The organism is Defluviimonas sp. SAOS-178_SWC, assembly GCF_039830135.1.
In the GTDB taxonomy this organism is placed as follows: Bacteria; Pseudomonadota; Alphaproteobacteria; order Rhodobacterales; family Rhodobacteraceae; genus Albidovulum.
This window is the reverse complement of the sequence record NZ_CP156081.1, coordinates 3,017,228-3,032,696: the sequence shown is the minus strand read 5'-3', so window position 1 is coordinate 3,032,696 and position 15,469 is coordinate 3,017,228. Positions and strand designations below refer to the sequence as shown.

At 66.7% G+C, this 15,469-nt stretch carries 16 protein-coding genes; 8 read left to right on the top strand and 8 right to left on the bottom strand.

Going from position 1 to position 15,469, the window contains the following annotated elements:
• Nucleotides 1-37 precede the first annotated feature (37 nt).
• From V5734_RS15655 to V5734_RS15630, 6 genes are all read left to right on the top strand, one after another.
• Nucleotides 38-430 carry a cytidine deaminase gene (locus tag V5734_RS15655; protein WP_347310566.1) on the top strand — a complete coding sequence of 131 codons (393 nt, stop codon included), beginning with the start codon at nucleotides 38-40 and terminating at the stop codon, nucleotides 428-430.
• 1 nt (nucleotide 431) lies between these two features.
• Nucleotides 432-1,739 carry a thymidine phosphorylase gene (locus tag V5734_RS15650; RefSeq protein ID WP_347310565.1) on the top strand — a complete coding sequence of 436 codons (1,308 nt, stop codon included), beginning with the start codon at nucleotides 432-434 and terminating at the stop codon, nucleotides 1,737-1,739.
• Nucleotides 1,739-2,947, top strand: coding sequence for a phosphopentomutase (locus V5734_RS15645; protein WP_347310564.1), 1,209 nt, complete (start codon nucleotides 1,739-1,741; stop codon nucleotides 2,945-2,947). Before V5734_RS15650 ends, V5734_RS15645 begins: the two co-directional genes overlap by 1 nt.
• On the top strand, nucleotides 2,944-3,927 hold the full coding sequence (locus V5734_RS15640) for an adenosine deaminase (RefSeq protein ID WP_347310563.1): 984 nt from the start codon (nucleotides 2,944-2,946) through the stop codon (nucleotides 3,925-3,927). Before V5734_RS15645 ends, V5734_RS15640 begins: the two co-directional genes overlap by 4 nt.
• On the top strand, nucleotides 3,920-4,552 hold the full coding sequence (gene upp / locus V5734_RS15635; protein ID WP_347310562.1) for a uracil phosphoribosyltransferase: 633 nt from the start codon (nucleotides 3,920-3,922) through the stop codon (nucleotides 4,550-4,552). Before V5734_RS15640 ends, upp begins: the two co-directional genes overlap by 8 nt.
• Nucleotides 4,553-4,619: 67 nt before the next feature.
• Entirely contained in the window at nucleotides 4,620-5,621 is a 1,002-nt protein-coding gene (locus V5734_RS15630) for an SPOR domain-containing protein (protein ID WP_347310561.1), read from the top strand.
• A gap of 55 nt (nucleotides 5,622-5,676) precedes the next feature.
• Here V5734_RS15630 and V5734_RS15625 read toward each other — a convergent pair whose 3' ends face one another.
• Both V5734_RS15625 and V5734_RS15620 read right to left on the bottom strand, forming a co-directional pair.
• Entirely contained in the window at nucleotides 5,677-6,696 is a 1,020-nt protein-coding gene (locus V5734_RS15625; protein WP_347310560.1) for a hypothetical protein, read from the bottom strand.
• Between the two features lie 191 nt (nucleotides 6,697-6,887).
• The gene (locus tag V5734_RS15620) at nucleotides 6,888-8,513 is read right to left on the bottom strand and encodes an AMP-binding protein (RefSeq protein WP_347310559.1); all 1,626 of its coding nucleotides are present in this window, start codon (nucleotides 8,511-8,513) and stop codon (nucleotides 6,888-6,890) included.
• Between the two features lie 97 nt (nucleotides 8,514-8,610).
• Between V5734_RS15620 and V5734_RS15615 the strand changes: the two genes are divergently transcribed.
• Both V5734_RS15615 and V5734_RS15610 read left to right on the top strand, forming a co-directional pair.
• Nucleotides 8,611-9,558 (top strand): DMT family transporter, encoded by a 948-nt coding sequence (locus tag V5734_RS15615; RefSeq protein ID WP_347310558.1) that lies wholly within the window; start codon nucleotides 8,611-8,613, stop codon nucleotides 9,556-9,558.
• Nucleotides 9,559-9,624: 66 nt separating this feature from the next.
• Entirely contained in the window at nucleotides 9,625-10,281 is a 657-nt protein-coding gene (locus V5734_RS15610; RefSeq protein WP_347310557.1) for a sulfotransferase family 2 domain-containing protein, read from the top strand.
• 63 nt (nucleotides 10,282-10,344) lie between these two features.
• Here the strand turns inward: V5734_RS15610 and V5734_RS15605 are convergent, their stop codons facing one another.
• Genes V5734_RS15605 through V5734_RS15580 form a run of 6 tightly spaced genes read right to left on the bottom strand, consistent with a single transcriptional unit; the run spans nucleotide 10,345 to nucleotide 15,425 of the window.
• Nucleotides 10,345-12,546, bottom strand: coding sequence for a 3-hydroxyacyl-CoA dehydrogenase NAD-binding domain-containing protein (locus V5734_RS15605; RefSeq protein WP_347310556.1), 2,202 nt, complete (start codon nucleotides 12,544-12,546; stop codon nucleotides 10,345-10,347).
• A gap of 11 nt (nucleotides 12,547-12,557) precedes the next feature.
• Entirely contained in the window at nucleotides 12,558-12,896 is a 339-nt protein-coding gene (locus V5734_RS15600; RefSeq protein WP_347310555.1) for a hypothetical protein, read from the bottom strand.
• On the bottom strand, nucleotides 12,893-13,363 hold the full coding sequence (locus V5734_RS15595) for a cupin domain-containing protein (protein WP_347310554.1): 471 nt from the start codon (nucleotides 13,361-13,363) through the stop codon (nucleotides 12,893-12,895). Before V5734_RS15595 ends, V5734_RS15600 begins: the two co-directional genes overlap by 4 nt.
• Before the next feature lie 3 nt (nucleotides 13,364-13,366).
• Nucleotides 13,367-14,578, bottom strand: coding sequence for an acetyl-CoA C-acetyltransferase (locus V5734_RS15590; protein WP_347310553.1), 1,212 nt, complete (start codon nucleotides 14,576-14,578; stop codon nucleotides 13,367-13,369).
• Between the two features lie 14 nt (nucleotides 14,579-14,592).
• The gene (locus V5734_RS15585; RefSeq protein ID WP_347310552.1) at nucleotides 14,593-14,778 is read right to left on the bottom strand and encodes a hypothetical protein; all 186 of its coding nucleotides are present in this window, start codon (nucleotides 14,776-14,778) and stop codon (nucleotides 14,593-14,595) included.
• 14 nt (nucleotides 14,779-14,792) lie between these two features.
• Complete coding sequence (locus V5734_RS15580) at nucleotides 14,793-15,425, bottom strand: glutathione S-transferase family protein (protein ID WP_347310551.1); 633 nt, start codon at nucleotides 15,423-15,425, stop codon at nucleotides 14,793-14,795.
• Nucleotides 15,426-15,469 lie beyond the last annotated feature (44 nt).

Here is a 15,469-nt window from a genome sequence, read left to right as displayed (position 1 = left end):
CGCGGACGCAGTCTCTGGGCCAGACAAGGAGAGTGAGATGTCGCTCATCGACGCTGCGCGCGAGGTGCGCGAAAACGCCTATGCCCCTTACTCCCATTTCAAGGTTGGCGCCGCCGTGCGCGGCCGGTCGGGCGCGATCTATGCCGGCTGCAATGTCGAGAATGTCGCCTATCCCGAAGGCACCTGCGCGGAGGCCGGCGCGATCGCCGCGATGGTCGCGGCGGGAGAGACCGAGATCACCGAGGTCGCGGTGATCGCCGACAGCCCCGCGCCGGTGCCACCCTGTGGCGGCTGCCGTCAGAAACTGGCCGAGTTCGGCCGGCACGACGTGCCGGTGACGCTCGCCACGACCGAAGGCAAGACGATGGAGACGACGGTCGGCGACCTGCTGCCCGGTCGCTTCGAGGTCGCCCATATGGACCGAACCTGACATGGACGCCCGCACGATCATCGCCGGGGTCCGTGACCGCAAGGGCTTGTCCCCCGACGCCGCGACATGGTTCGCGGACGGGCTCGCTTCCGGTGACGTGACCGACGCGCAGGCCGGGGCTTTCGCGATGGCTGTGCTTCTGAACGGCCTCGGCGAGGATGGCCGTGTCGCATTGACCCGGGCGATGCGGGACAGCGGCCGGGTTCTGGAATGGGAACTGCCGGGCCCGGTGATTGACAAGCATTCGACCGGCGGCATCGGCGATTGCACCTCCCTCCTGCTCGCCCCGGCGCTTGCCGCCTGCGGCGCCTATGTGCCGATGATCTCGGGCCGGGGCCTTGGCCATACCGGCGGCACGCTCGACAAGCTCGAAGCGATTCCGGGGTATCGCTGCGACGTGTCGGTCGAGGACCTGCGCCGGCTGGTGGCGGATGTGGGCTGCGCCATCGTCGGGGCGTCGGAGAATATCGCGCCCGCCGACCGGCGGCTCTACGCGATCCGCGACGTGACAGGCACGGTGGAGAGTATCGACCTCATCACCGCCTCGATCCTGTCGAAAAAGCTCGCCGCCGGGCTCGAAGCCCTGATCCTCGACGTCAAGGTCGGCTCCGGCGCGTTCATGAAGACGATGGCGGATGCCGAGGCGCTGGCCTCCTCTCTGGTCGGGACGGCCCGGGGCGCGGGCTGTATGACTGCCGCCCTGATCACCGACATGGACCAGCCGCTCGCGTCGTCGGCGGGCAATGCGCTCGAAGTCCTCGAAGTGATGGAGACGCTGACGGGCGTCGCGGTCAACCAGGCGCTCTGGGACGTGACCGTGGCCTTGGGGGGAGAGGCGCTGGCGCTTGGCGGGCTCGCCGAAGATGCGGGCGAGGGGGCCGATCAGATCGAGGAAGCGCTGGAGTCGGGCCGCGCGGCTGAAACCTTCGGGCGCATGGTCGCCGCGCTTGGCGGGCCGGGCGACTTCGTGGAACGCTATCCTGACCGCCTGCCGGCCGCACGTGTCGTCCGCGACGTTCTGGCCGATACCTCGGGCTACATCGCCACCATCGACGGAGAGGCGCTTGGCCATGCTGTCGTGCACCTGGGCGGAGGGCGCCTGAAGGGCGGCGACAAGATCAATCCCTCGGTCGGGTTGTCGGAATTGATGCCACTCGGCGAGCCGGTCGAGCGCGGAGAGACCATCGCCCGGATCCATGCGTCATCCGAGGCGGAGGCGGAGCGCGCCATCGCCGCCGTCGCCGCCGCCATTCACATCGGCGAGGAGGAGCCGGAAGAACCGCCGCTGATTCACAAGAGGATCGGGTGATGGCACGCGCGTTCCTCGTCGTCATGGACAGCGCCGGCGCCGGCGGCGCCCCCGATGCCGGGGCGTTCTTCAATGGCAATCTTCCCGATACCGGGGCCAACACGCTCGGCCATATCGCCGAAGCCTGCGCGGCCGGTGAGGCGGAGGACGGACGTTCGGGGCCGCTGACGATGCCCAATCTCGACGCGCTTGGCCTCGGCGCGGCGGTGCGGCTCGCCTCCGGAGCGGCTGTGCCGGGGTTCGACGCGGTGCCGCAGGGGCTTTGGGGCGCCGCGACGGAGATCTCGAAAGGCAAGGACACGCCTTCGGGCCACTGGGAACTTTCCGGCGTGCCCGTGCCCTGGGACTGGCACTATTTTCCGGACACGCAGCGGGCTTTTCCGCAGGACCTGATGGACGAGGTGGCGCGCCTCGCCGGCACGGGCGGGACGCTCGGCAACTGCCACGCGTCGGGCGTGCCGATCATCGAGGAACATTGCGTCGAGCACATGCGGACCGGCTGGCCGATTTGCTACACGTCCGTCGATAGCGTATTCCAGATCGCGGCGCATGAGGAGACGTTCGGGCTCGACCGGCTCCTGAAGCTTTGCCAGGACATCGCGCCGAGGCTCCATGCGATGCGGGTCGGCCGGGTCATCGCGCGCCCGTTCGTCGGCGATTGCGGGAATTTCAGGCGAACCGCGAACCGCCACGACTACGCCATCGCCCCCCCCGCGCCGACATTGCTCGACTGGCTGCACGAGGCCGGGCGCAAGGTTCACGCGATCGGCAAAATCGGCGATATCTTCTCGATGCGCGGGATCGACGACGTGAAGAAAGGGACCGATGCGGTTCTCTTCGACCACCTGATGGCCGCGGCGGAGCATGCCGAGCCGGGGTCGCTGACCTTCGCGAACTTCGTCGAGTTCGATACGCTCTTCGGCCATCGTCGCGACGTCTCGGGTTATGCGCGGGCGCTGGAATGGTTTGATGGCCGGGTGGGTGAGTTTCTCGCGGCGCTCCGGCCCGGCGACCTCGCGCTTTTCACGGCCGATCATGGCAATGATCCGACCTGGCCGGGTACGGACCATACGCGCGAACGTGTGCCGGTCGTCGGCTGGGGGGCCGGAGCGCGCGCGGCGGGGCAGGTGGCGTTCGTCGATGTCGGCGCCTCCGTCGCGACCCATCTCGGCGTCGCACCGCGCGGCACGGGGAGATCCTTCCTGTGATCCTTCCCAAGGTCGAGCTTCACCTCCACCTCGAAGGTGCGGCTCCGCCCGCGTTCATCCGGGGGCTGGCCGCCGAAAAGAAGATGGACATTTCGGGGATCTTCGATGAGCGGGGCGATTACGCCTACGGTGACTTCTGGGATTTCCTGAAGGTGTACGAGGCCGCCACCGAGACGCTTAGCACGCCGGAGGACTATCGCCGCCTGACTCTCGCCGTGCTCGAGGAAAGCGCCGCGTCCGGCGTTATCTATTCGGAAACCTTCATCAGTCCCGATTTCTGTGGCGGCCGCGATCTTGGTGCCTGGCGGGAATACCTGCACGCGATCCGCGAGGCGGCCGAACTGGCGGAGCGCCGCGACGGGATTACCCTGCGCGGGATCGTCACGCCGATCCGGCATTTCGGACCGGAAAAGGCGAAGGAGGTGGCGCTTTGCGCCGCCGAGACGGCGGGCGACTGGATCGTGGGGTTCGGCCTCGCCGGCGATGAAAAAACATTAAAAAACAAGGATTTCGCATGGTCCTTTGATGCGGCGCGTGAAGCCGGTCTGCGCCTGACCTGTCATGCCGGGGAATGGGGCGGGCCGGAGAGCGTCCGCGATGCCATCCGTGACCTCGGGGTCGAACGGATCGGGCATGGCGTGCGCGCGATCGAGGACCTCGCCCTGGTCGACGAGATCGCCGAAAAGGGGATCATTCTCGAGGTCTGCCCCGGGTCCAACGTCGCGCTTGGGCTTTACGCGGATTTCCGCGCCCACCCGATCCACGCCTTGCGCGAACGGGGCGTGAAGGTGACGGTTTCGACCGACGATCCGCCCTTCTTTCACACCACGATGGCCCGCGAATACCAAATGCTCGCCGATGCCTTCGAATGGGATGACGGCGTCTTCGACGAGATCGCCCGAACCTCTGCCAAGGCCGCGTTCTGTGATGAAGGAACGCGCGACAAGATACTGAAGAAACTGGAGAAAGCCGATGCTTGAGCATCTGACCGTCGTCCGTCACCCCTTGGTCCAGCACAAGCTGACGCTGATGCGCGAAAAGGACACGTCGACCAATTCCTTCCGCCGCCTCCTGCGTGAGATCAGCCAGCTTCTGGCCTATGAGATCACGCGCGAAATGGAGATGACGACCAAACATATCGAGACGCCGCTTTGTCCGATGGACGCGCCGGTGATCGACGGCAAGAAACTGGCGTTGATTTCGATCCTACGGGCTGGGAATGGGCTTCTGGACGGGGTGCTTGAGCTGATCCCCGCCGCCCGTGTGGGGTTTGTGGGGCTGTACCGGGACGAAAAGACGCTTCAGCCGGTTCAGTATTACTACAAGGTCCCGTCCGAGCTTGAAAACCGGCTGGTCATCGCGCTCGACCCGATGCTCGCCACCGGGAATTCGTCGGCTGCGGCGGTAGAATTATTAAAGAAATCAGGGGCTAGGAACATTCGCTTCATGTGCCTTCTCGCCGCGCCCGAGGGTGTTGCGCGGATGAAGGAAGCCCATCCCGACGTGCCGATCGTCACAGCCGCTGTGGACGAGAAGCTGAATGAGCATGGATATATTGTGCCCGGCCTAGGGGATGCGGGCGACCGGATGTTCGGCACTAAATAGGCCATTTTCCCTTTACTCACGACTCGGCCTTTGGCATTCTGCCCGGAAATTATAACCGAGGCGGACAATGCAGGTATTGAAGGTGGTTTCGGCCGCGTGTCTGGCGGCCGTGATGTCGGGGATTCCGGTCGGGGCGCAGCCGCTGTCGCAGGTGAACGGACCGAAGGAGCTTCCGCCTGCCGCATTTACGGGCAATCAGTATGTGGACAGCGCCGGTTGCGTCTTCATCCGTGCCGGCGTCGGCAGCCAGACGACCTGGGTGCCGCGCGTCAGCCGCGACCGCAAGCTTGTCTGCGGTTACGAGCCGACCTTCCCGCCCGGTCTGCTCGACGGCGTCGAAGCGTTGAAGAACCCGGCCCCGGAAAGCACGACACCCGCTCCGGCGCCTGCACCTGACGCGCCCACACCCGAGGCGGTAGCGGCCGCACCGGCACTGATCCCGGCCCCCACACCTGCGGCGGTCGTGCCCGCAGCCAAGGCGCAGGTGGCGCCCGCACCGACGCGCGGGGCGGGGCCGTCGGTTCGTCTCGTGCATGTCCGCCCGGTCGGCAAGGCCGCGACCTACTGTCTGTCAAACATCGACCAAGCGCAGCGCTACCTGCTCAGCGACGGCCGCCGCGTGACACGCTGCGGCGGCGCTGGCACGGAGGCCCCTGTCGCCTATCTCAACGGTCTCGGAATGCCGGGTCTCCTGGTGGCCGAGGGGTCGCCCGACCCGGCGGAGGTCCGGCGGGCGCTGCGGGCCGATCAGGGGAACCACCGCGTGATCTGGAGCAATGGCCCGATTGCCAATTCGGTCGCGGCACCGGCGATGTCGACGAAACGGCCGGTTCCGGCCGGTGCGGGCGGATACGTTCAGGTCGGCGTCTACGCCGATCCGGCCAACGCAGCGCGCGCGATCGCCCGGCTCAAGGCGCTTGGCCTGCCCGTGGCAAGCTCCATGTCGCGCAAGGGCGGCAAGCCGATCAAGGCCGTCCTCGCCGGCCCCTTCGCGACGGCAGCGGACCTCCAGTCGGCGCTCGCCGTTGCGCGGCGGAACGGCTATCGCGACGCCTTCGCGCGGGGTTGAACCCCGTCCCTGCTTCGGCGAGACCTGACGAACCGGATGCTTGAAACGCGGGGGCCTAGCCTCGGCAGATTCCCTGAAGCGACACCCAGTCGGCGTCGCTCATGACAGGTCGATTTGACGAGACAGCCCGGAACGGGTCCGCCTCGATAAGGGCAAGCACGCTTTCGCCAGTCGGGTCGAGAAAATAGGCATAGGGGCCGGACGCGACGCCCGCCGCGCGAAAGCGGTCCAGCAGGGCCTTTTCAGTGGCCGGTTCGACATTGGCCGAGAGCAACTCTTCGCCGTAGCCGTCGACGGATCCGTTCGGAAGATCGCCCGTCGTCAGGAGCCGAAAGGTCGCCCGGATACCCGCATGGCGGAGAATGGCGACCATCGGGTCCTGGGCGACGCGGCGAAGGTCGGCGGCCAGAACCTCGCCGGCCGCGACCTCGGGCGTGTCCTGATCCTCCACGAGCGCGCGGGACAGAAGCACGATGCCACCGGGAAGGACGGCGGACCGTTTCAGGCCCTCCGGCAGCACAAAAATCTCGCCCGCCGGTCCGAGAAGGCGGTCATGCAAGCGGCCAAGCGCGTCCTGCCCTTCGGAGGCGGCGCAGGGTTGGCCCGTCAGGCGCGTAAGGTCGGCAAGGGCCGCGCGGCCAATCGCCTGCCGCTTGGCGAAGGGGAGTGCCGCGGCGGTGTGGGTGACGAGCGCGTTCGGCACCCAGAAGAGGAGAGCCGCGCACACGCCCGCCAGAGCAGAACCGAGAAGCGCGGTGCGAAGGCGTCCCGGATGCGGCCGCCGGGCCTCGATCAGCGTGTGGACCTTGGATACCGCGGCGATCATCGCCTCGTCGTCGAGTTCCAGTTCCTCGTCGCCGTCGGGATCAGGCGAGAACCGCGCCGGAAGCTCGCCGGGATTGAGGCGGACGACGGCGGGAAGCGACCAATGGGTCAGCGCACGCTCCGACCGCATCTCGGAAATCACCAGCGTCGCTTCGCCGAAGGAGACGATCACCTCGCGGCGCTGACCGTCGGGACGGTCGCGCCACAGGCCGGTGCATTCCAGCCGCTGATATTCCTGAAGCGCCGTCATCGGCGGGCGGGCCTGCTCGCTGCCTCTCGTTGGAATGAGGATAGCGGATCGGGGAGGGGCGGACAATCGGGGTATGGCGCGCCCCTCGCCGGGACCGTGCGTAGGGTCGTGTCAAACCGCCATTTGGGCGGGCGCGACCGGGATCGGCCTCCCGGGCCCCGGGAGAGATGGCTCCGTCCGGTGCCCGATCCTTACAACGTCTTTGCCAGCGCCCGCAGCTCGAACTTCTGGATCTTGCCGGTCGAGGTCTTGGGCAGGTCGCAGAACACCACCTTCTTCGGCGTCTTGAACCCGGCGAGCCGGGCACGGACGAAGGCGATGAGTTCGGCCTCACCGGCCTCCGCGCCGTCTTTCAGTTCGACAAAGGCGCAAGGCACCTCGCCCCATTTCTCGTCAGGCTTGGCGACCACGGCGCAGAGCGAGACCGCCGGATGGTGCATCAACGCCCCCTCGACCTCGACCGAGGAGACATTCTCGCCGCCCGAGATGATGATGTCCTTCGCCCGGTCGGTGATCTTGATGTAACCGTCGTCATGCTGATAGGCGATGTCGCCGGAATGGAAGAATCCGCCCCTGAACGCCTCGGCCGTGGCTTCGGGGTTGCGGTAGTAGCCCTTCATCACCGAATTGCCACGGATAGCGATTTCGCCGACCGTGACGCCGTCGCGCGGCACCGGACGCCCCTGATCGTCGTGCACGGTGATATCTTCCATCATCGGCATCGGAACGCCGGTGCGCGCCTTGATTGCCGCGCGTTCCTCTTCCGGCCGCGCGTCCCATTCGGAGCGCCAGAGGCATTCGGTGACATGGCCGTATGTCTCCGTCAGCCCGTAGACCTGGGTGACATGGAACCCCAGCGGTTCGATCGCCGCGAGGGTAGCGGCGGGCGGCGGGGCGCCGGCGGTGAACACATCGACGATGTGGTCGAAAGCGCGCCGCTCGGCGGGCTTGGCGTTGATGATCGCGTTCAGGACGATGGGCGCGCCGCCGAAATGGGTCACCCCCTCGTCGGCGATCGCGTCATAGATGTTCTTCGCGGTGATGTCGCGGCAGCAGACCACCGTGCCACCAATGAGCGGCATGAGCCAGGCATGGCACCAGCCGTTGCAGTGAAAGAGCGGCACGATGGTGAGATACACGGGGTGCAGCACCAGCCGCCAGCTGACCACCGTCCCCATCGTCATGAGATATGCGCCGCGATGGTGATAGACGACGCCTTTCGGCCGTCCGGTCGTGCCGGACGTGTAGTTGAGCGCGAGGCTTTCCCATTCGTCCTCGGGCATCTTCCAGCGCGCCTTGGGATCCCCGTCCGCCAAGAGCGTTTCATATTCCGTGTATCGGCCTGAGGGGGTGAATCCAGCCTCGGCATCGGCCACCTCGATGATCTCCGGCGCCGGCCCCTCCATCGCGGCAATCGCGGCTTCGGCGAGGGGCAGAAGGCTCGTATCGACGAGGGCGATCTTTGCCCCGCCATGCCCGAAGATGTAGGCGACCGTGTCGGTGTCGAGCCGGGTGTTGATCGTGTTGAGGACCGCGCCCGCCGCCGGCACGCCGAAATGCGCCTCGGCCTGGGCGGGGATATTCGGCAGAAGGGTCGCGACCACGTCGCCGGGCTTGATCCCGCGCAAGGCCAGGGCCGACGACAGCCGGCTGACGCGGTCGCGATATTCGGTATAGGTCCTGCGGGTCTTTCCATAGACCAGCGCCGTGTGACCGGCAAAGATATCCGCCGCCCGGGCGAGGTGCGACAAGGGCGTCAGCGGCACGAAATTCGCCGCATTGCGCTCCAGCCCCGTCTCATCCGCCATCCAGCCCATTCCGTCCTCCCCGGCAGTGTGCCATGTCGCTAACGGGCGCGATTATTGCCCGGTGCCGGGCTTGAAGGGAACCGGGAAACCGACTTAGGGAGACGACATGGCGACCTGTCCCGATACCGCAAGCGAAACCACGGCGACTCGGGCGGTCGTGAATCACACGGTTCTGGCCGGCGCCGCGATCGTGCTCTATGCGGCGATCATCGGTTTCACCGACAATTACGTGCGGCTTGTCGCGGTGACGCATGGTCTGTGGCAGTTCCACGCGGCCCGTACTTTCATGGCCTTCGCGATCGTCGCGGCGGCGGCTCCGTTTCTCGGCCTCGAGCCGAGGCCGAAACGTTGGGGCGGAGTCGTCGCGCGGAGCTTGCTGCAAGGCTTCGCGGTTCTTCTCTATTTCGGTTGTCTCGCCTTCCTGCCGGTCGCCGTGGCCGCGGCGGGCCTTTTCACCGCGCCGATCTTCGTCCTCCTGATCTCGCGCGTCGCGTTCGGGCGGCATATCGGGCCGTTCCGCATTCTTGCCGTGGGGATCGGTTTCGTCGGGTCGGTGCTGGTTCTCGGTCCGCAAGGCGGCGCCGGTGTCAGTGTCGCCGCCGTCCTGCCCGTGGCGGCGGCGGTCCTCTATGCGCTTGGCAGTATCGCAACGCGGGAATGGTGCGAGGGCGAAAGCACCACGACGCTGACGCTCGGCTTCTTCGCGGCGCTCGGGGCGTTCGGCGTGGCGGGGCTCGCCGTTCTGGCGATCTGGCAGCCGGACGTGCCGGCGGGCACCGAGGGATTCGCCCTCCGGGGCTGGGTGGCGCCGTCGCAGACGTTCCTTCTTCTGACCCTGTTGCAGGCGGCCGGATCGCTCGTGGCGATCGGCCTGATGGTGCGCGCCTACCAGATCGCCGAGGCGAGCCGGGTCGCGATCTTCGAATATGCCACGCTGCCCGCCAGCGCATTCTGGACCTGGGCACTCTGGGGCGAGGTCCTGTCGTTCCGGGCCCTGGCAGGCATGGCGCTGATTGTCGCAGCGGGCGCTATCGTGGCCCTGCGCGGCCGCTGACGTGCGGGGGCCGGGGCGAACGGACCGGCTTTCACTCCTGCCGCGAAACGCGATAGCCTGCGCGCCATGATCCTTTCCCGCGGCCGCCGCTACATCTTCATCCATATTCCGAAGACCGGCGGCACGGCGCTCGCGCTGGCGCTCGAAGCCCGGGCGATGAGGGACGATATCCTCGTCGGCGACACGCCGAAGGCGCGAAGCCGGCGCCGGAGGCTCAAGGGCGTGACCGCCGCCGGACGCCTCTGGAAGCATGCCACCCTCGCCGATATCCGCGGCCTCGCGAGCGACGAGGAGATCGGCGCGTTCTTCACCTTCACGCTGGTCCGCAACCCTTGGGACAGGATGGTGAGCTATTACCACTGGCTGCGGGTGCAGGACTTCGCCCATCCCGCCGTCGCGCTCGCGAAAGCGGCTGATTTCAGCACGTTCCTGAATGCGCCCGAAACCCACGCCAGCCTCGCCGCCCACCCCTATGGCAGCTACGTGACGGCCGGAGACGGCACCGAGCGCTGCGACCTCTTCATCCGGCTTGAGCATTTCGACGACGAAGTGCGCCCGCTCGAGGCCCGTCTCGGCTTTCGCCTCGCGCCCCTCGCCGTCGCCAACCCATCCGACCGCGCCCGTGACTGGCGCGGCTACTATAGCGACCGGGATGCCGAGACCCTCCGCGCGACCTGCGCCGAAGACATCACGCGGTTCGGCTACCGCTTCGACCCCGACTGATCCTTCTTCTTGGAGAAATACTCCACGGGGGCGTGGGGGTGTGAAACCCCCACATCCGACGGTTCAGGCCGCCGTCGCGGCGGCACCGAAGCGGCCATAGAAGGTCTGACCCTTCGTCGCGACGTCGCGCAGGAGCGTCGGCGCGGCGAAGCGGGCTCCATGCGCCTTCTCCAGCCCGTCGCAGATCGCGACGGCCTTCTCGGCGCCGAGGATGTCGAGCCAGGAGAACGGCCCGCCCGACCAGGGCGCGAACCCCCAGCCGAGGATCGCGCCGACATCGCCTTCGCGGATATCCTCGAGCACCCCGTCCTCCAGCGCCCGCACTGCCTCCAGCACCTGCGCCATCATCAGTCGGTGCTGTACCTCGCTCAGATCTGGCTGCGCCCCCGCCACCGGCCAGGCCGAGGATAGGCCGTCCCAGAGGCCAAGCCGGCCCCCCTTGTCGTCATAGGCATAAAAGCCCGCCGCCGACTTTCGCCCCAGCCGCCCCTGGTCGGCCATCGCGAAGAGGACCGCGTCCACCGCGCCGTCGGGATAGGCGTCGCCCATCGCCGCCTTCGTCGCCTTTGCGATCTTCACGCCGAGGTCGATCGACGTCTCGTCGACAAGTTGCAGCGGGCCGAGCGGGAAGCCGAGAAGCTTCGCCGCGTTCTCGATCAGCGCAGGCTCCACGCCTTCCGCGACCATCCGGATGCCTTCGTTGATATAGGGAATGATGCAGCGGTTGGCGTAGAAGAACCGCGCGTCGTTGACGACGATCGGGGTCTTCCGGATCTGGCGCACGTAGTCGAGGGCCTTGGCGACGGCGACATCGTCGGTTTCCTTGCCCTTGATGATCTCGACCAGCATCATCTTGTCGACGGGCGAGAAGAAGTGGATGCCGATGAACTGCCCGGGCCGCTTCGACGCCTTGGCGAGGTCGGAGATCGGCAGCGTCGAGGTGTTTGTGGCGAAGATCGCGCTTTCCGGGATCACCGCCTCGGCCCTGGCCGTCACGTCCGCCTTCACGCCCATATCCTCGAACACCGCCTCGACGATCAGGTCGCAGCCTTTCAGAGCCGCGTAGTCGGTCGTCGCGTTGATCCGGCCAAGAACCTCCGCCTTCTTCTCGGCCGTCACCTTGCCGCGCTTCATGCCCTTGTCGAGGATGCTCTCGGCATGGGCCTTGCCCTTGTCGGCGGCCTCCTGCCTGGCGTCGATCAGCACCACCTCGATCCCGGCATTGGCCGAGACATAGGCGATGCCGGCGCCCATCATGCCGGCGCCGAGGATGCCGACCTTCTTCACGGTCTGGTCGGCGACGGCTGGCCGGTTCGCGCCTTTCTCCAACGCTTCCTTGTTCAGGAATAGCGAGCGGATCATCGCGCTTGACGAGGGGTTCATCAGGATGGAGGTGAACCAGCGCGCCTCGATGGTCAGGGCCGTGTCGAAGGGCACCAGCGCCCCTTCATAGACGGCCGAGAGGAGCGCCTTCGCCGCCGGGTAGACGCCTTGCGTCTTTCCGAGCACCATCGCATTGGCTCCGACGAAGGTCATGAACCCCGCCGGGTGATAGGGGGCGCCGCCCGGCATCTTCCAGCCCTTCTGGTCCCAGGGCTTGACGATATCGGCATCGGTCGCGGACAGGACCCATTCCTTGGCGCGGGCCAGAAGGTCGGCGGCCGGGACGACCTCGTCGATCAGCCCCGCCGCCTTTGCCTTCTTCGGGTCGAGCATCCTGCCCTCCAGAAGCACCGGCGCCGCGGCCATAGCGCCGACCATGCGCGAAAACCGCGTCGTGCCGCCGGCGCCCGGAAAAAGGCCGACAAGGATCTCGGGCAGGCCGATCTTGGCCTTGGCATTGTCCGCCATGATTCGCCGGTGACAGGCAAGCGCGACCTCGGTTCCGATGCCTGCGCAGGTGCCGGGGATGGCGCAGGCCACGGGCTTGCCGCCCTTCAAGGTCTTGGGGTCCATGCCCGCGCGCTCAAGCTTTCGCAGGACATGGTGCGCCGACATGGTGAAGTCGAAGAGTGCCTGGGCGGGGTTGTCGCCCGCTTCCTCGCGGACCGAGGCGAGAACGTTGAGGTCCATGCCTCCCGCGAAATCCTTCTTGCCGGAGGTGATGACGATCCCCTTGACCTTGTCGTCGGCAAGCGCCCGGTCGATCATTCCGTTCACGAGCGCGAAAGCCTCGCGCGTCATGACGTTCATCGACCTGCCCGGCACGTCCCAGGTGAGCGTGGCGACGCCGTCGGCATCGACGGAATAGGTGAAATCGGCCATGTCGTTTCCTTTCAGTCGAGTGGCGGGCCGTCGCGCCCGGAGCGGATGACGGTGCCGTTGTCGCGTGTGTAGAGCTTGTCGATATCGGCGAAATGGACGCGGTCGGACGGCGCGCGGGGGACGAGCACGGGGGATTTGCACGGCGCGTCGGCACGGTTCCGAACGCGATGGGCGCTGGCGACACCCGTCTTCCGGGATGCGGCGTCCCCGGGGAAAAGCGCTCCGACGAAGGCCTGCAACCGGGTGATGCTGCTGCGGTTCGAAATCAGCTCGGCATTGATCATGACGGGCGCTTCGGCCGCATCCGGCGTTGCCCCGTCATCCCGTGCCATGCCCTTGCCGATGATCACCGGGGACCGTCCCAGGGCGTGCCGTCCTTGTAGGTGAAGCGGGCCTTGCCGCCGTCGATGTGGATCATCATGTCGATGTCCGAATAGGTCGCCACCTCGCTGGGCGCCTTGCTGCCGACGACGAGGAATCGCGCCGGCCTGTCGGACATGTTGACGAAGCGGTGGCCGTTCGCGACCCCCGCTTTCCAGGCGGCGCAGTCGCCGGGACTCATGATGGTCTCTCCATCGTTTTCGATGAGCACGAGATCGCCGTCGAGCACCATCGCGAACTCGTCCTCGTTCTGGTGCCAGTGGCGTAGCGACGAGACCGCGCCGGGCTCCAGCACCACGATGTTCACGCCATACTGGGTCAGACCCGCCAGATCGCCGAGGCGCAGCGACGACCGCCCCTTCATGTCGCCCGCATAGGGCTCGGGGTAGACCGAGCCGGTTTTCAGGGGCGCCTTGGAGATGTCGAGTTTGGGCATCGCTCAGACCCGCTCGATGATCGTGGCGGCACCCATACCGGAGGCGATGCAGAGCGTCGCAAGACCGGTGCCCTTGCCGCTGCGCTCCAGTTCGTCCAGGAGCGTGCCGATGATGATCGCGCCGGTGGCGCCAAGGGGATGGCCCATCGCGATGGAGCCGCCGTTGACGTTGACCTTGTCTGAGGAGACGTCAAACGCCTGCATGAAGCGCAGGACGACGGAGGCGAAGGCCTCGTTCACCTCGAAGAGGTCGATGTCGGAAATCGCCATGCCACTGTCTTTCAGGATCTTCTCGGTCACCGGCACCGGCCCGGTCAGCATGATCGTCGGGTCGGTGCCGATCTTGGCGGTCGCCCGGATTCGGGCACGCGGCTTCAGCCCGTGCGCCTCGCCGAATTCCTTGTTGCCGATCAGCACGGCCGCCGCGCCATCCACGATGCCGGACGAGTTGCCGGCATGGTGGATGTGATTGATCCGCTCCAGATGCGGGTATTTCATCAGCGCGACCTTGTCGAAGCCCGGCATCACCTCGCCCATGTCCTTGAACGACGCCTTGAGCGCACCCAGCGCCTGCATGTCTGTGCCGGGGCGCATGTATTCGTCGTGGTCGAGGATCGGCAGCCCGTTCCGGTCGCGGATCGTGACGACGGATTTCGCGAACCGATTGTCCTTCCAGGCCGCCGCCGCCCGGTTCTGCGATTCCACCGCGAGCGCGTCGGCCTCGTCGCGGGTGAAGCCGTATTCGGTCGCGATGATGTCAGCCGAAATGCCCTGCGGCACGAAATAAGTCTTCATCGCAAGGCTCGGATCGACGGCGATCGCCGCCCCGTCGGAGCCCATCGCGACGCGGCCCATCATCTCGACCCCGCCGGCGATATAGGCCTGACCCGCGCCGCCCCTCACCTGGTTCGCGGCCAAGTTCACCGCCTCCATCCCGCTCGCGCAGAAGCGGTTGATGGCAAGGCCGGGGATGCGCTCGTCAAGGTCGGAGAGCAGCACCGCCGAGCGCGCAAGGCAGCCGCCCTGTTCGCCCACTTGCGTGACGTTGCCCCAGATCACATCCTCGACCGCGTGACCGTCGAGACCGTTGCGCTCCTTGACCGCGTTCAGGATCTTTGCCGACAGCGCGACGGAGGTGACTTCATGCAGGCTCCCGTCCTTGCGGCCCTTGCCGCGCGGGGAACGGACGGCGTCGTAGATATAGGCGTCTGTCATGGTCTTCTCCGGTGTTATTCGCTGACCTGCACGCAGGTCGCCTTGACGGTGATCACGCGGGTCCTGAGTTGGTCTTCCATCTTGGCGCGCGCGGTTTCGCACAGGGCCTCGGTCGCGAAAGGCATTTCATGCACGCGGACCTCGTGCGGCACGTTCTCGGCGGTCACGGTGTAGGCGAGGGCGACGAGCATCCACTTCATGGCGTATCCTCCGTTCAGGCCCGGTCCGAAGGGTTGCCGGGCATCAGGTCGTAGGGGTGTTTCCAGCCGGGCAGGGCGGCGATGGCGTCGAGCCAGCGGTCGATATTCGGCCAGGCCTTGCGGTCGAAGCCGAACGGCTCGGGGTAGTAGAGATAGCCGCAGCAGGAGATGTCGGCGACGGTCACGCCAGTGCCGACGATCCAGTCGCGGCCGTCGAGATGGGAGTCGAGCGTGGCATAGGCGTTCTTGAGGCGCGCCTGCATGAAGTCGATCACGTCCTTCGGGCGCTTGTCTGCGGGCAGGAAGTTCATCAAGAAGCGCGTCGTGCCGGCCTGGCTCGACATCTTGTGATTGTCCCAGAGAACCCAGCGCAAGACCTCGTTCGCCTCGCCCGGGCCACCGCCGAGTTTCCCGGTGCGGGACACGATGTGATACATGATCGCGCCGGACTGGCTGATCACCTCGCCCTCGTCCTCGAGGACGGGTACCTCGCCCATGACGTTGAGCTTGCGGAACTCGGGCGTCCGGGTGGCGCCGTTGAAGAAATCGACGAAGACCGGTTCCCACTCATAGCCCGACAGCGCGAGCGTGAGCGCGGCCTTGTAGGCGTTGCCGCTTTCGCCGAAGCAGTGGAGTTTCGCCGTCATGTCGCGCCCCCTCGATTGATCGCCGGAGTGGGGGCTTCGCGCCC

Bases quoted from the DNA above. Each gene is read 5' to 3' on its own strand.
- V5734_RS15655 (WP_347310566.1), top strand. From the start codon at position 38: ATGTCGCTCATCGACGCTGCGCGCGAGGTGCGCGAAAACGCCTATGCC.
- V5734_RS15650 (WP_347310565.1), top strand. From the start codon at position 432: ATGGACGCCCGCACGATCATCGCCGGGGTCCGTGACCGCAAGGGCTTG.
- V5734_RS15645 (WP_347310564.1), top strand. From the start codon at position 1,739: ATGGCACGCGCGTTCCTCGTCGTCATGGACAGCGCCGGCGCCGGCGGC.
- upp (WP_347310562.1), top strand. From the start codon at position 3,920: ATGCTTGAGCATCTGACCGTCGTCCGTCACCCCTTGGTCCAGCACAAG.
- V5734_RS15630 (WP_347310561.1), top strand. From the start codon at position 4,620: ATGCAGGTATTGAAGGTGGTTTCGGCCGCGTGTCTGGCGGCCGTGATG.
- V5734_RS15625 (WP_347310560.1), bottom strand. From the start codon at position 6,696: ATGACGGCGCTTCAGGAATATCAGCGGCTGGAATGCACCGGCCTGTGG.
- V5734_RS15620 (WP_347310559.1), bottom strand. From the start codon at position 8,513: ATGGGCTGGATGGCGGATGAGACGGGGCTGGAGCGCAATGCGGCGAAT.
- V5734_RS15615 (WP_347310558.1), top strand. From the start codon at position 8,611: ATGGCGACCTGTCCCGATACCGCAAGCGAAACCACGGCGACTCGGGCG.
- V5734_RS15610 (WP_347310557.1), top strand. From the start codon at position 9,625: ATGATCCTTTCCCGCGGCCGCCGCTACATCTTCATCCATATTCCGAAG.
- V5734_RS15605 (WP_347310556.1), bottom strand. From the start codon at position 12,546: ATGGCCGATTTCACCTATTCCGTCGATGCCGACGGCGTCGCCACGCTC.
- V5734_RS15595 (WP_347310554.1), bottom strand. From the start codon at position 13,363: ATGCCCAAACTCGACATCTCCAAGGCGCCCCTGAAAACCGGCTCGGTC.
- V5734_RS15590 (WP_347310553.1), bottom strand. From the start codon at position 14,578: ATGACAGACGCCTATATCTACGACGCCGTCCGTTCCCCGCGCGGCAAG.
- V5734_RS15585 (WP_347310552.1), bottom strand. From the start codon at position 14,778: ATGAAGTGGATGCTCGTCGCCCTCGCCTACACCGTGACCGCCGAGAAC.
- V5734_RS15580 (WP_347310551.1), bottom strand. From the start codon at position 15,425: ATGACGGCGAAACTCCACTGCTTCGGCGAAAGCGGCAACGCCTACAAG.